General features: G+C 54.6%; 10 protein-coding genes and 1 tRNA gene. 8 read left to right on the top strand and 3 right to left on the bottom strand.

Translation table 11 applies throughout. The features are described from left to right. Nucleotides 1-29 precede the first annotated feature (29 nt). On the bottom strand, nucleotides 30-701 hold the full coding sequence (purN, locus tag OUO13_RS11435) for a phosphoribosylglycinamide formyltransferase (protein ID WP_283174023.1): 672 nt from the start codon (nucleotides 699-701) through the stop codon (nucleotides 30-32). Then, nucleotides 698-1750, bottom strand: a complete 1053-nt coding sequence (gene purM / locus OUO13_RS11430; protein ID WP_283174022.1) for a phosphoribosylformylglycinamidine cyclo-ligase — start codon at nucleotides 1748-1750, stop codon at nucleotides 698-700. The genes purN and purM overlap by 4 nt, the downstream gene beginning before the upstream one ends. Nucleotides 1751-2035: 285 nt before the next feature. Here purM and hda point away from each other — a divergent pair, with 285 nt between their 5' ends. Then, a complete protein-coding gene (gene hda / locus OUO13_RS11425; protein ID WP_283174021.1) occupies nucleotides 2036-2752 on the top strand; it encodes a DnaA regulatory inactivator Hda in 717 nt (238 codons plus the stop codon). 122 nt (nucleotides 2753-2874) lie between these two features. Here the strand turns inward: hda and OUO13_RS11420 are convergent, their stop codons facing one another. After that, nucleotides 2875-4059, bottom strand: coding sequence for a pyridoxal phosphate-dependent aminotransferase (locus OUO13_RS11420; RefSeq protein ID WP_283174292.1), 1185 nt, complete (start codon nucleotides 4057-4059; stop codon nucleotides 2875-2877). Between the two features lie 115 nt (nucleotides 4060-4174). Between OUO13_RS11420 and uvrB the strand changes: the two genes are divergently transcribed. From uvrB to OUO13_RS11385, 7 genes are all read left to right on the top strand, one after another. After that, nucleotides 4175-6205 carry an excinuclease ABC subunit UvrB gene (gene uvrB, locus OUO13_RS11415; RefSeq protein WP_283174020.1) on the top strand — a complete coding sequence of 677 codons (2031 nt, stop codon included), beginning with the start codon at nucleotides 4175-4177 and terminating at the stop codon, nucleotides 6203-6205. 112 nt (nucleotides 6206-6317) lie between these two features. Continuing rightward, nucleotides 6318-7460 (top strand): HD-GYP domain-containing protein, encoded by a 1143-nt coding sequence (locus OUO13_RS11410; RefSeq protein WP_283174019.1) that lies wholly within the window; start codon nucleotides 6318-6320, stop codon nucleotides 7458-7460. A 62-nt stretch (nucleotides 7461-7522) separates the two neighbouring features. After that, nucleotides 7523-7599 (top strand) — tRNA-Val (locus OUO13_RS11405). 166 nt (nucleotides 7600-7765) lie between these two features. Beyond that, nucleotides 7766-9253 carry a sigma-54 interaction domain-containing protein gene (locus OUO13_RS11400; protein WP_283174018.1) on the top strand — a complete coding sequence of 496 codons (1488 nt, stop codon included), beginning with the start codon at nucleotides 7766-7768 and terminating at the stop codon, nucleotides 9251-9253. 56 nt (nucleotides 9254-9309) lie between these two features. Then, complete coding sequence (locus OUO13_RS11395) at nucleotides 9310-12822, top strand: DEAD/DEAH box helicase family protein (RefSeq protein WP_283174017.1); 3513 nt, start codon at nucleotides 9310-9312, stop codon at nucleotides 12820-12822. 77 nt (nucleotides 12823-12899) lie between these two features. Then, nucleotides 12900-14495, top strand: coding sequence for a type I restriction-modification system subunit M (locus OUO13_RS11390; RefSeq protein ID WP_283174016.1), 1596 nt, complete (start codon nucleotides 12900-12902; stop codon nucleotides 14493-14495). An 8-nt stretch (nucleotides 14496-14503) separates the two neighbouring features. Beyond that, nucleotides 14504-15007, top strand: a complete 504-nt coding sequence (locus OUO13_RS11385; protein ID WP_283174015.1) for a restriction endonuclease subunit S — start codon at nucleotides 14504-14506, stop codon at nucleotides 15005-15007. The last annotated feature ends 105 nt before the right edge of the window (nucleotides 15008-15112 follow it).

Below are 15112 nucleotides of genomic sequence, written 5' to 3'. Positions count from 1 at the left end.
CTCCAGCAGGACAGAGTGCCTACAATGGCTCAGAGTGCGTCGAGACGCAAGCCACTGGCAGGCAGCTCCTTGCCATCAAGGGTAACGCTTTTACTGGTGAGACGCAGACGACCTTCGACGAACCACTTCACCACAATTGGATACAGCACGTGTTCCTGAGCGTGAACCTTGTCCTTCAGGCTGTTGGCGCTGTCGTCAGCGGTGACGCTGACCACGGCCTGTGCAACCACAGGGCCACCATCCAGCTCTTCAGTCACAAAATGCACTGAAACACCGTGAGTGCTGTCACCCGCATCAATGGCGCGCTGATGGGTATTAAGCCCTGGGTACAGCGGCAGCAATGATGGATGGATATTCAGCAGGCGTCCCTGATAGTGGCGGACAAACTCTGGAGTAAGAATGCGCATAAATCCGGCCAGAACCACCAGGTCCGGGTCGAATTCATCAATAGCGTCCATCATGGCCTTGTCGAAAGCCAGACGGTCACTGAATTCCTTGTGATCAACTACCAGTGCCGGAATATCGCGGTCGCGAGCGTGCTGGACACCGGCGGCGTCGGGGCGATTGGAAATCACCCCGGCAACGGTGGCATCCAGATCGCCACGACGGCAAGCTTCAACCAGCGCCAGCATATTACTGCCGGTGCCGGAAATCAGAATAACCAGACGTGGGGTTTCCGGGATGCTGTCAGTGACCATCATACGGTGCGGTTACCCAGGAATTCGACGGATGCTTCGTCGCCTTGTTTGGCAGCGATTTCACCGATGATCCAGGATTGTTCGCCTTCAGCGTTCAGCAGGGCAACCGCTTGCTGAGCCTGAGCGGCTGGCAGCGCTACGATCATGCCAACACCACAGTTGAAGGTGCGGAACATTTCAGCCGTCTTGACGTTGCCTGCCTGTTGCAGCCATTCGAACACGGCTGGCCAGCGCCAGCTGTTGGTGTCGATCAGGGCTTTGCAGCTATCTGGCAGAACGCGAGGAATGTTTTCCTGGAAGCCGCCGCCAGTTACGTGACACATGGCGTGTACGTCCAGAGCGTTGATCAGCTTCAGAACTGGCTTGACGTAAATCTTGGTTGGCGCCATCAGAGCGTCAGCCAGAGGGACACCATCCAGATCAGCAGTCAGGTCGGCATTGGAGAACTCGATGATCTTGCGAACCAGAGAGTAACCGTTGGAGTGTGGGCCGCTGGAAGCGATGGCAACCAGAGCGTCACCAGCCTGTACCTTGGAACCGTCGATGATTTCGTCTTTTTCAACGATACCAACGCAGAAACCAGCCAGGTCGTAGTCTTCGCCTTCGTACATGCCTGGCATCTCGGCGGTTTCACCACCCACCAGAGCAGCACCAGCCTGTTCACAGCCGATACCAATACCGTTGATCACGGAAGCAGCAACGTCTACGTTCAGATGACCAGTAGCGTAGTAGTCGAGAAAGAACAGAGGTTCAGCACCGGCAACCACCAGGTCGTTGGCACACATGGCCACCAGGTCGATACCGATGGTGTCGTGTTTGGCCAGATCCATTGCCAGGCGCAGTTTGGTGCCCACGCCGTCGGTACCGGATACCAGTACTGGCTGTTTGTAGCCTTGTGGCAGTTCAAACAGGGCGCCAAAGCCACCCAGGCCGGCCATTACTTCAGGGCGACGGGTACGTTTGGCTACGTGTTTGATGCGTTCGACCAGGGCGTTGCCTGCGTCGATGTCGACGCCAGCGTCTTTATAGCTGAGGGATGTTGGTTCGGTCATGCTGTGATTCACAGGGTGGCTGCAAAGAAGCGGGGTATTCTAGCGATTTGTCATCCATCCTGCACGTCAACGATGCAATATTCTCGCGGAAGGGGCGTTTCTGACCGGAAATTTCGATCAATGAAGGTGTGGATACTGTTTTTTCGGGTAGGTGACAGCGCAAAAGTACGTGGCACAATAGCGCCTCGTTGTCCGACCCGAGGTCGGTAAAAGTCCGGGGCTGCCATTTTCGGCGCTTTCGGCTGATAATCCGTGCTCTCCGTGGCCTGAATCGGGGTTCTGTCATTGGTTCTGAACAAGTCTGCTGGTCATCATCCTCAATTAACCCTGTCGGTTCTGGTCAGGGATGATGCCCGTTTTGCCAATTTTTATGCCGGTGCCAATGAAGAGCTGATTCAGGCGGTCCAGAAGCAATGGACGCTGGCAGGTGATCCGTTCCTGTATATATGGGGGCATCCTGGCAGTGGTCGTAGTCATCTTTTGCAGGCGGCTTGTCACTATGCTGATGGGCTTGGTCATCACAGTGTGTATCTGCCACTGCGCGAACTGGTTTCGTATGAGCCTTCCGTTCTTGAAGGTCTGGAAAAGCTGCCGTTGGTGGTGCTCGATGATCTTGATGTGATTGCCGGTAACGAAGACTGGGAGATCGCGCTGTTCCACCTGTTTAACCGCATTCGTGACGCCGAAGGCCATCTGTTGATGGCTGCCAATGTGACTCCGCGCGGATTGGCGGTGGCGTTGCCTGATCTGGCATCCCGTCTGAGCGGCGGGGTGATGTATCAGTTGCACAGCCTGCAGCCAGAGGAGCGAGCGCTGGCGCTGGTGTTGCGTGCCCGTCGTCGCGGTATTCTGCTGGGTGAAGATGTTGCGCGTTTTCTGGTGGGGCGAGGCCCTGAGTGTATGTCCGGGCTGGCCGATATTCTCGATCAGCTGGATCAGGAATCCCTGTCACAGCAGCGCAAGCTGACCATTCCGTTTGTTAAGGAAGTTCTGGGTTGGTAAGTGGTATTGAGCAGGTGGTAGTAACAAGCAGGTGGTAGTAACAAGCAGGTGGTAGAAACCAGATTTGAAACATAAAAAAACCGGGCATTGCCCGGTTTTTTTATGGGTCATACAAACGTCAATCAGGCCAGAGCGGCTTTCAGACGTTCAACCGCAGCCTTCAGTACGTCGAGGCTGGTGGCGTAAGACAGACGCATGTAACCAGGGGTGCCGAATGCAGAACCTGGAACCATGGCAACGCCAGCTTCCAGCAGCATCTTCTCAGCGAAGACTACGTCGTCTTCGATACCCATGGCAGCCATGGCGCCCTTGAAGCAAGGGTAAGCGTAGAACGCGCCGTCGCCGGACACACACTCAACACCTGGCAGTTCGTTCAGAGCGGCAGTCAGCCAGTCGTGACGTTCCTTGAACGCCGCCAGCATTGGCACCATACATTCCTTGCCGCCTTTCAGAGCCGCTTCAGCAGCTACCTGAGATACGGAAGTCGGGTTGGAGGTGCTCTGGGACTGGATGTTCTTCATGGCGTTGATCAGCTTCACCGGACCTGCGGCGTAACCGATACGCCAGCCAGTCATGCTGTAAGCCTTGGAAACACCGTTCAGAACGATAGTACGGTCGTAGAGGTCCGGGCAGGCGTTCAGAATGTTGCAGAAGCCACCTTCAGACCAGATGATGTGTTCGTACATGTCGTCAGACGCGATCAGAACGTTCGGGTACTTACGCAGAACTTCACCCAGTGCCGCCAGTTCTTCCAGGTTGTAAGCAACGCCGGATGGGTTGGATGGGCTGTTCAGAACCACCAGACGGGTCTTGTCAGTGATAACGGCTTCCAGTTGCTCTGGAGTGATCTTGAAGCGGGTGCTCATGTCGGTATCGATAAACACCGGAACCGCACCAGCCACAATCACCATGTCCGGGTAGGAAACCCAGTATGGAGCTGGAATAACCACTTCATCACCCGGATTCAGGTAAGCCAGGCTCAGGTTGAAGAAGCTCTGCTTGCCACCGCAAGAAACCAGAATCTGGTTCGGAGCGTAGGTCAGGTTGTTGTCGTTCTTGAACTTGCCGATAATGGCCTGCTTCAGTCCTGGCGTACCGTCCACCGCGGTGTACTTGGTGAAGCCGTTGTTAATGGCGTCAATGGCGGCTTTCTTGATGTGTTCCGGAGTATCGAAGTCCGGTTCACCAGCGCCCAGGCCAATAATGTCTTTGCCTTCTGCGCGCAGCACAGCAGCACGGTTGGTAACTGCCAGAGTAGGAGAGGGCTTGATCTGTTGTACGCGATCAGACAGTTGCAGATCCAAAATGTGTATCCTCGAAAACGGCGGTGGAAATAAAAAAAGAGCTGGCCGGCTCTGACAATTGCCGGATTTCCGGCAAACCGGCGAATGTTACTAGATTCATGTCGATACTGGAATCCTGATGAGCAAATCCTTTCAACTGACGAGCAAATATCCGCCAGCCGGAGATCAGCCTGAGGCAATCCGCCAACTGGTGCGTGGCGTGAATGCCGGTTTGCTGAAACAGACCCTGCTGGGGGTAACCGGCTCTGGTAAAACCTTCACCATGGCCAACGTGATTGCCCAGTGTCAGCGGCCAGCTATCGTCATGGCACACAACAAAACCCTTGCAGCCCAGCTGTATGGGGAGTTCAAGGAGTTTTTCCCGGACAATGCCGTGGAATACTTCGTGTCCTACTACGACTACTACCAGCCGGAAGCCTATGTTCCGTCATCCGATACCTTCATCGACAAGGATGCCTCGGTTAACGAACATATTGAACAGATGCGACTGTCGGCAACCAAGGCGCTGATGGAACGACGGGATGCGATTATTGTTGCCACCGTATCAGCCATCTACGGTCTGGGGGATCCTGAGTCCTATCTGAAGATGATGCTGCATCTGGTGCGCGGTGATCGCATTGATCAGCGCACCATTTTGCGTCGTCTGGCCGAGCTGCAATACACCCGCAACGATGCCGATTTCCACCGTGGCACCTACCGCGTACGCGGCGAGATCATCGACGTATTCCCGGCAGAAAGTGACGACGAAGCCATTCGTATCGAACTGTTTGACGACGAGGTTGAACAGCTGTGCAGCTTCGACCCGCTCACTGGCCACATCTACAACCGTCTGGCGCGTGTGACGATTTATCCGAAGACCCACTACGTAACCCCGCGGCAGCGTATTCTCGACGCCATTGAAGGCATCAAGGTCGAACTTGATCAGCGCCTGCAGTATTACCGTGACAACAACCTGCTGGTCGAAGCCCAACGACTGGAACAGCGCACCCGTTATGACATCGAGATGATGCAGGAGCTGGGTTATTGCTCCGGTATCGAAAACTACTCGCGTTATCTGTCGGGCCGGGCCGAAGGTGATGCGCCGCCAACCCTGTTCGATTACATCCCCAAGGATGCACTGGTGTTTGTTGACGAGTCCCACGTGACTATTCCGCAAATTGGCGGCATGTATCGCGGTGACCGTTCCCGGAAGGAAACCCTGGTGCAGTTCGGTTTCCGATTGCCGTCGGCGCTGGATAACCGTCCGATGCGCTTTGAAGAGTGGGAGTCAATTGTTCCCCAGTGCATTTTTGTCTCGGCCACGCCGGGCAACTACGAACGTGATCATCAGGATGCGGTGGTTGAGCAGGTGGTGCGGCCGACAGGATTGGTGGACCCGCAAATTGAAATCCGCCCGGCTACTGGACAGGTTGACGACGTACTCCACGAACTGCAGCTGCGGGTTCAGGTTGGAGAGCGGGTGCTGATCACCGTACTTACCAAGCGTATGGCGGAAGACCTCACCAGCTTCCTGATGGAGCAGAATGTTCGCGTGCGGTATCTGCACTCTGACATCGACACCGTCGAACGGGTTGAGATTATCCGCGACCTGCGCCTCGGCGAATTTGATGTGCTGGTCGGTATCAACCTGCTGCGTGAGGGCCTCGACATACCGGAAGTGTCACTGGTGGCGATTTTTGATGCCGACAAGGAAGGTTTTCTGCGCTCCGAACGCTCACTGATCCAGACCATTGGCCGCGCCGCCCGTAACCTCAACGGCAAGGCCATCCTGTATGCTGACCGCATAACCGACTCCATGCAGCGCGCCATCGACGAGACTGACCGCCGACGTGAGAAACAGGTCCGCTTTAACGAAGAGAACGGCATTGTGCCGCAAGGCGTGCATCGCTCCGTTGAGGATATTCTGGAGGCGGCACCACCACCGGGCAAAAAAGGCAAAGGCAAAACCCGTGGACGCAAGGTTGCCGAAACCGCTGCCGATTATCAGGCTGATCATTGGCAACAACTGCCTGCGACCGAGCTGGTGGGGCGGATCGCCAAGGTCGAGGACGAGATGTTCAAGGCCGCTCGCGACCTCAACTTTGAAGAGGCTGCCCGTTTGCGCGATTTGTTACATGCCATGAAAGCTAAAATGATCAGCAATAGCTAACATGTGTCAGTAACCCGGCAACAGGTGTGATGTATAACTCGTCTGTTCGCCGGGGCAGATCAGCCCCGAAGTCACAGCACCGGCGGGTTGTGTGGAGCAAAGGAGTCGCAGGATGTCGAGTAATGCCCATTCCATGCTGATGAACCGGGTTGAATCGTTATCGGAACGTCTGGCGTTAATCCATGACAATATCCTGCAACGTGTCAGCCTCGTTGACCGGGTTTCCTGTGCTATTTATGACCCCGCCACGGATCTGCTCAAAACCTTCATCAATAGCACCCGTAACGGCAACGCGCTCAACCGCTATCAATATCCACTGGAAGCCAGCGTATCGTTAAGTCGTCTGGCAGCAAGCGGCGAATGCCGCGTAATCGATTTCATACCCGGCAGCGTCTCCCCGGATAATCCGCATTCCGTATGGCTGCTGGAGCAGGGCTATCAGTCGTCATTTACCGTTCCGCTGTTCAGCGGTGATCATCTGGTTGGCTTTGTTTTTTTCGACAGCCTTACCGAAGCCGCGTTTACCGACATCGTCCAGCGAGATCTTGTACTGTTCTGCAACCTGATCCTGATGGCCATCGTATCGGAACTGACAGCCGTCAGCTGCCTGATGACCACGGCTCAGGTTGCCCGTGAATTTGTCACCCTGCGCGATTTTGAAACCGGCGCCCACCTCACACGAATGGCCTTGCTGGCGCGCCTGATTGTCAGAGACATGGCCCAGGAATACAACCTCGACGACGAGTTTGTGGAACATCTGTACCTGTTTGCTCCTCTGCATGACATTGGCAAAATCGGCGTGCCCGACCAGATTCTTCTGAAACCCGGCAAACTCAATGACACCGAGTGGGTTGTTATGAAAAGCCATGTCGTCAAAGGCGTTGATATCATCCGTCGGGTGTTAAAAGACTACCAGCTCAGCCATATGGTGGATTCCCGCTTGATGATCAACATCGTCGCCGGACACCATGAGCGTCTGGATGGCAGCGGATACCCCAAAGGACTGAGCGGCGATGAGATTCCACTGGAAGCCCGCATCGTCGCCGTCGCCGACATGTTCGACGCCCTCACCAGCAAACGCCCCTATAAAGAAGCCTGGCCACTTGCCGACGCCTTCGACGAACTGCGCCATCTGGCCGCTATCGGCCAGATCGACAGCCGCTGCGTACAGGCTTTGCTGGACAATCAGGAAGTGGTTGCCGACATCATCAGCCACTACCGCGACCCGGAAGAACAACCCGCATTGCAGGAATGACAGCAAGCTCGAAAAAATTGCTTGTCAGTCATCCGTAAGTACCGTAATATGCGTCGCAATTCAGGACTATAGCTCAGTTGGTTAGAGCGCTACCTTGACATGGTAGAGGTCCCCAGTTCGAATCTGGGTAGTCCTACCAGAATTAAAGAAACCCGGTTACGCAAGTAACCGGGTTTTTTGCGTTTGGGATTTCAACGTTTTGGCGTTGAAATTGGCGCCTCGTTAATGTTCGATTTTCTGAGCACTCTGGCGATTAATATTCATATGTGATCCACTTGGCAGGCGGAATGCAAATGGAGTCGCAGGTGTTTTCTAATACATTGATCAGCTGGATTGGTCAGCACGACTTGGATGCTCGTGCCAACGAAACGGATGGCCCTATTCTGGCCACCCTGAAAGCCTTTCCGTTCAAGTCGGCCAGCTTTCTTTATAACTACCCTGATGAGCAGGTGAACGAGTACATCACCTGGTTGAAAGGGCAGGTTAATACTCCGGTTTCCATTACCCGTGCAGAACTGCAATCTCCCGTACACTTTGGCGATATCTACGAAAGCGCTACTCAATTGCTGGAATCGCTGTCGGAGCGGGAGCTGCACAATCTCAGCATTCTTCTGAGCCCTGGTACACCGGCCATGCAGGCGGTGTGGATTCTGTTAGGGAAAACCCGCTTTCCGGCAACTTTTTACCAATCTTCAATTCAGCAAGGTGTTCAGGTTGCGGACATTCCATTCGATATCGCTGCTGAGTACATCCCGCCAGCCAAATCGCTCAGTGCCGGTCAGCTGCAAACCCTCAGCAATACCAATCCGCCAGATAACGCAGCATTTAAAGACATCGTTACGCGCAGCGAGTCAATGCAGACGCTGATTCAGCGTGCCCGGATACTGGCTGAGCACGAGGTGCCGGTGTTGATTGATGGTGAATCCGGAACCGGCAAAGAGTTGTTTGCCCGCGCCATTCACAACGCCAGCCCTCGCAAAGACAAACCCTTTATTGCTGTGAATTGTGGTGCCTTCCCGCCAGAGCTGATCGACTCCATGCTGTTCGGTCATAAGAAAGGCGCCTTTACCGGTGCCATTGCCGACAAGCCCGGTTATTTCGAACAAGCCCATGGTGGCACCCTGTTTCTGGATGAATTCGGAGAGCTGGAACCTGCCGTTCAGGTGCGCTTGCTGCGGGTGCTGCAAGACAAAACCTTTACCCGGGTTGGCGATACCAAAGAGCAAACCAGTGACTTTCGCCTGATTGCTGCTACTAACAAAAATCTGATCGAAGCGGCAGCCGAAGGACGTTTTCGTGAAGACCTGTTTTATCGCGTAGCGGTGGGTGTGTTGCACCTGCCGCCGCTGCGCGAGCGTAATGGCGACTTGTTGTTTTTGGCGGATAGCCTGCTGCATGTGATGGTGAAGGAATATCCATTACTCGAAGGTAAAAAAATTTCCGCGTCGGGTAAGAATGTCATCCAGCAGCATCGCTGGCCGGGCAATATTCGCGAATTAAAATCCACCATATTGCGTGCTGCACTGTGGGCCACTGGTTCTGACATCACTGGTGAAGACTTACTGCAAGCCCTGTTCAAAACGGTCAGCAAACAGAACCCGATCATGGAACGTGATTTGTCACAAGGCTTTGATATTCAAGTACTTCTGGATGAAGTCGAAAGCCACTACGTTAAAAAAGCACTGGCTCAAACCGCTGGCCAAAAGACCAAAGCCGCCGAGTTGTTGGGGTACAATAACCACCAGACACTCAGCAAACGAATGGAAAAATTCGGAATCCACAAGGACTCCTGAAAAACTGGCATCCCCTTCGCTATAACCGGTTCGGATACCGGTTCACGAGGGGAACTATGGAAAGAATTTTATATATGCAGTCGATCAACTTCGAAAACCTTCGCCCGCATTGGGAAGACCTCGCCAATCTCGCCGCCCATGCCGAAGCCTACGCCCATAGCGACCCGCAAAGTGCGCTGGTGAAGTTGCGTTGCTTCGCCGAGAAGCTGGTGGGTGTGGTGTTCGACCGCTATAAAATTCCGTCTTACCCGAACGAAAACTTTATCGATCGCCTCAATAACCACAACTTCACCAGCCTGGTGGATCAGGGCATTGTTGATAAGCTGCACGCCATTCGCAAAGTCGGCAACCGTGCCGCCCACGAAGGCAAGTTCAACAAAACCGATCCGCTCTGGTTGCTGAAAGAAGCCCATATTCTGGGCAGCTGGTTACTCATCTCCACCGGTGCAGGCAGCAGTGCCGACCTGTGTGAATTCAAAGCTCCCGAACAAATCAGACAGCCATCCAAAGCCGAGCTGGAAAAACACGCCGCGCAGCTGGAAAAGGCACTGGCGGAACTCGAAGCCGTGAAACAGGCCGAGTTGCAGGCCCAGGCTGAAAATGCCCGTTTGCAGCAAGAGCTGGAAGCCAAAGACAAGGCGCTGGCCGATCTGCAGCTGGTGGAAGCACTTGAGCAACTGCGTCAGCGCAACCAGGCCGCTGGCAGCGTCCTCGATTACAACGAGGATGAAACCCGCCGTCGTATGATCGACAAGGATCTGTACTCCGCCGGTTGGGACATTAATCTGGCCGACTCAGACCCGAAAACCGGCAACACCGAACAGGTACACCGCGAGGTGCAGGTCAATGGTCAGCCAACCGCCACCGGCATTGGCTACTGTGATTACGTACTCTGGGGCGACGACGGCAAGCCGCTGGCGGTGATCGAAGCCAAACGCGCCCGTGAAAACAGCCAGAAAGGCCAGCAGCAAGCCAAACTTTATGCCGACGCCCTGGAAAAACAGTACGGCCAGCGCCCGGTGATTTTTTACACCAACGGTCGTGACATCACGATCTGGAACGATGCCCAGGGCGAAGCGCCGCGCAAGCTCTATGGCTACTACGCCAAAGCCAGCCTGGAATACCTGATCCAGCAACGCAGCGGCCCGCGTAATCTGCTGGGCACCCGCATCGACACCGACGTCGCCGGGCGTGACTACCAGATCGAAGCCATCACCCGCGTGTGTGAACGCTACGCCGCTAACCACCGCAAGGCGCTGGTGGTGCAAGCCACCGGCACCGGTAAAACCCGTGTGTCCATCGCGCTCAGTAAACGCATGATTGAAGCGGGCTGGAGCAAACGCATCCTGTTCCTGTGCGACCGCAAAGAGCTGCGCAAACAGGCAGGCAAGGCTTACACCGAATTTATGGCGGAGCCGGTCTACATCGTTGGCAAAAGCAAAAAGTCCGACATGACCAACGCCCGGATTTATATCTCCACCTATCCCGGCATGATGAACATCATGGAGAACTTCGACGTTGGTTATTTTGATCTGATCATCGCCGACGAATCCCATCGTTCCATCTACAACGTCTACGGCGACCTGTTCAAATACTTCGACGCCCTGCAGCTGGGTCTTACCGCCACCCCGGTCGAGATGATCAGCCGTTCCACCAGTCAGCTGTTCGGCTGCGACTACAAACAGCCAACCGCCAACTACCCGCTGGAAAAAGCCATCGAAGACCGCAATCTGGTGCCCTTCAAAGTAGTGGCGCATACCACCCAGTTTCTGCGTGAAGGCATCCGTGGCAACAACCTCAGCGACGAACAAATCGCCCAGCTGGAAGACCAGGGCATCGACCCCAACACGCTGGATTTCGACAGCAAGCTGATCGACAAGGCCATCTACAACAAAGACACCAACCGCGCCATTCTGCGTAACCTGATGGAAAACGGCCTGCGCCTCGCCGACGGCCAAACCCTCGGCAAGTCGATGATTTTTGCCCGCAACATCAAACACGCCGAACTGCTGTACGAACTGTTTAACGAGATGTACCCGGATTACGCCCAGACCACTTCGGGCAACTTCTGCCGCGTGATCCACAGCCAGTACGACCGTGCCGAAGAATTGATCGACGACTTCAAACTCACCGACGGCAGTAGCAGCCAGGTCACCATTGCCATCTCGGTCGATATGCTCGACACCGGTATCGACGTGCCGGAAGTGCTTAACCTCGTTTTCGCCAAACCGGTGAAATCCAAGGTCAAATTCTGGCAAATGGTCGGGCGGGGCACACGTTTGTGCAAAGGACTGTTCGGCCTCAATCCAGATGGCAGCAGTCGCGACAAGGAAAAATTCCTGATCTTTGATCACTGGGGCAACTTTGAATACTTCAACCTCGACCACGAGGAAGAAGAACCGCGTCAGCCCAAGTCTCTGGCTCAGCAGCTGTTTGAAGCGCGCCTGATGTTTGCCGAAGAAGCCCTCAAGCAAGCGGCGCTGGCCGATTTCACCGTCATGATCGACCTCATCAAACAAGACATCGACAGCCTTAACGACAACACCATTGCCATTCGGGATAACTGGCGCTTGAAAGAACAACTGGCCAACCGCGAGCTGCTGCTGCAATTTTCACCGACCACCAAAAACGCCCTGCGCGAGCAAATGGCACCGCTGATGCAATGGCGCAATATTCAGGGCGAAACCGAAGCCCTGCGTTTCGACCTCGACATCGTTAATGCCCAGTACGCCCAGCTGCTGAACCGCACCCAAAATCAGCCAAAGCTGATCAACGACAGCCGCCAGCCGATTCAGCAAAAAGTCCGCAGCTTGCTGATGAACATGAACCAGGTGCGCAACAAAGCCGATACCGTGGCCAAACTGCAGCGTGACGACTTCTGGAAACAGGACAACGTTCGCGATCTGGAACTGGCGCGCCAGGATATTCGCAGCGTGATTCACCTGCGCGACAAAACCGTCAATCCGCTGCCAGCCGACGTCACCCCCATCATCGATATTGCCGAGGATCGGGAGAAGTTCGAAACCGCAGAGGTCAAAACACAGATTCGCACTGTCGATTACGAGATTTACCGCCGCGAAGTCGAAGCCTCGTTAACGCCGCTGTTCGACAGCAACCCGACGCTGCAAAAAATCCGCGCCGGTGAAACCATCTCCGAACAGGAGCTTAACGACCTCAACTCGCTGCTGCACACCCGTAACAGCAAGGTCGATTTGAACCTGCTGAAAGAATTCTTCCCGGATTCTGCCGCCGGCGTCGACCAGCTGCTGCGCGCCATTATTGGCCTCGACCGCGACGCCATCGAAGCCCGTTTCAACGACTTTTTGCAGCAACACCATATTCACCTCAACAGCCAGCAGCAGCGCTTTATCAGCCTGCTGAAAAGCGAAATTTGCCGCAGTGGCAGCATGACCGTCGAACGCCTGTATGATGCGCCCTTCAGCCAGCTGCACCAGGACGGCATCGACGGCCTGTTCCAGGACGAACAAGCCACCCTGATTGCGCGGTTTGTGGCAGGCTTTACGGTAAAATCCGGCCAGCGAAAAGCCACCGCCGAAACCTGTAACTGATACCCGGCTGCCAACCACATAAACCCGGCGACAGCCACGTATCCGAAATGATTGATTAACGAGCACATAACGACGCCATGATTACCGGCCAACTGAAAAGCAAGATCGACAAACTCTGGGAAGAATTCTGGATTGGTGGCATCGCCAACCCGCTCACCGTGATCGAACAGATCACCTTCCTGATGTACGCGCGTCTGCTCGACATGAACGAAACCAGCGACGAAAAACGCTCCGCCCGTACCGGCAAACCGTTTAACCGCCGTTTTACCGACGACCAGCAACACCTGCGCTGGAGCAAACTGATACACATCGAAAGCGCCAACAACCTGATGATTGTGATCAAGGATGGCCTGTTCCCGTATTTCCGAACCAGCGCCGCCAGCACCGAAGGCTCGTTGTTCGCCGAATTTATGAAAGACGCCCAGCTGATGGTGCAAAAACCGTCGCTGTTGGTAAAAGCCGTCGAAATGGTCAACGAACTGCCGTTAGAGCAAAACGACATCAAGGGCGACCTGTACGAATACCTGCTCAGCAAACTCACCACCGCTGGTATCAACGGCCAGTTTCGTACCCCGCGCCATATCATCCGCGCCATGATCGAAATGATGGACCCGAAAGCCACCGACCGCATTTGCGACCCGGCCTGTGGCACCGCCGGATTCCTCAGCACCACCTACGAATTTATGCTGGAGAAATACTCCTCCGAAGACGGCACCATCAAAACCACGGTGCTGGATGACAAGGGCGAAGCGAGTGAGCAGGTGTTATACACCGGCGATTTGTTGGGCGAACATCGCCACCATGTGGATACCGACATGTTCCACGGCTTCGACTTCGACGCCACCATGCTGCGTATTGCCGCCATGAACCTGGTGATGCACGGCGTTGGCGAACCGGATATTCACTATCAGGACACCCTGAGTCAAAAGTTTCGGGAACGCTTCCCAAATGAAGCTCAGGAAGGGTTTGATCTGGTACTGGCCAACCCGCCGTTTAAAGGCAGCCTCGACGAAGACGACGTCTCGCCAGACATCCTTAAAAAGGTCAAAACCAAAAAGACCGAACTCTTGTTCGTGGCGCTGATCCTGCGCATGCTCAAACTCGGTGGCCGCGCCGCCGTGATTGTCCCCGACGGCGTACTGTTCGGCTCCAGCAATGCCCACCAGCAACTGCGCGCCGAATTACTCGATAACAACCAGCTCGAAGGCATCATCAGCCTGCCATCCGGCGTCTTCAAACCCTACGCCGGGGTGAGCACCGCCGTGATGATCTTTACCAAAGGCGGCCGTACCGAACAGGTCTGGTTCTACGACCTGCTCGCCGACGGTTACTCACTGGACGACAAACGCACGCCATTAAAGGGCGAAGGCAGCAACGACCTGCCGGATGCCATTGCCCAGTGGAAGCAGTATCAGGAGATACGTAATGCGTCTGGCGACTCGTCGGACGTCGGACGTCTGATGTCTGACGCCTTTGGCGACAAAACGAAAAAAGCCTTCCTGGTCAACGCCGACGATATCCGCGCCAACAAATACGACCTCAGCATCAACCGCTACAAGGAAGTGGTGTACGCCGAAGAAGAATACGAAGCCCCGAAAGTCATCCTTAAACGGTTGAAGGAGCTGGAGAACAGCATTCTGACGGATCTGGATGAACTGGAGAAAATGCTGTGAAGTGGCCGATGGTGAAGTTTAAGGATCTGATCAGCGAGAGGGGCGTTTTCTCTGACGGTGATTGGGTCGAGAGTAAGGATCAAGACCCTGATGGCGGAGTACGGTTGATCCAATTAGCTGACATAGGTGTCGCCAAATTTATAGATAAATCAAGCCGATTCTTAACTCAGGAGAAAGCGAAGGAGTTGCGATGTACCTTTCTTCGGGGGGGAGATATTTTGATTGCTCGAATGCCTGATCCTATTGGCAGAGCATGCATATTTCCTGAAGATATGGGCGATTGCGTAACCGTCGTCGATGTTTGTGTGGTACGCCCTGAGTCAGATAAGGTCGACTCTCGCTGGCTGATGCATTTAATTAATTCGGACGGTTTCAAGAACCAAATTAGTCAGCATGTAACGGGTACAACAAGGCAACGAATATCAAGAGGAAATCTGGCAAATCTGGAAATCCCCCTCCCGCCACTGGCCGAACAACAACGCATCGCCGCCATTGATCTTGCCCCGTTTTAACGGACACCTTTTGACGTTACAGAAGGTGCCCAATGCCAGCCTACAAGAACCAGAAAAAGACAAAGCAGTACTCACTGGAATTCAAGCGATCAGCCGTTGAGATGA

Origin of the sequence: Parathalassolituus penaei (assembly GCF_026626885.1) — a bacterium.
GTDB classification, from domain to species: domain Bacteria; phylum Pseudomonadota; class Gammaproteobacteria; order Pseudomonadales; family Oceanobacteraceae; genus Oceanobacter; species Oceanobacter penaei.
Note: the sequence above shows the minus strand (reverse complement) of the source record. Positions and strands in the feature narration are given on the sequence as shown.

What these genes read in the sequence shown, in the direction of transcription:
- purN (WP_283174023.1), bottom strand. Translation starts at nt 701, where the DNA reads ATGATGGTCACTGACAGCATCCCGGAAACCCCACGTCTGGTTATTCTG.
- purM (WP_283174022.1), bottom strand. Translation starts at nt 1,750, where the DNA reads ATGACCGAACCAACATCCCTCAGCTATAAAGACGCTGGCGTCGACATC.
- uvrB (WP_283174020.1), top strand. Translation starts at nt 4,175, where the DNA reads ATGAGCAAATCCTTTCAACTGACGAGCAAATATCCGCCAGCCGGAGAT.
- OUO13_RS11410 (WP_283174019.1), top strand. Translation starts at nt 6,318, where the DNA reads ATGTCGAGTAATGCCCATTCCATGCTGATGAACCGGGTTGAATCGTTA.
- OUO13_RS11395 (WP_283174017.1), top strand. Translation starts at nt 9,310, where the DNA reads ATGGAAAGAATTTTATATATGCAGTCGATCAACTTCGAAAACCTTCGC.
- OUO13_RS11390 (WP_283174016.1), top strand. Translation starts at nt 12,900, where the DNA reads ATGATTACCGGCCAACTGAAAAGCAAGATCGACAAACTCTGGGAAGAA.
- OUO13_RS11385 (WP_283174015.1), top strand. Translation starts at nt 14,504, where the DNA reads ATGGTGAAGTTTAAGGATCTGATCAGCGAGAGGGGCGTTTTCTCTGAC.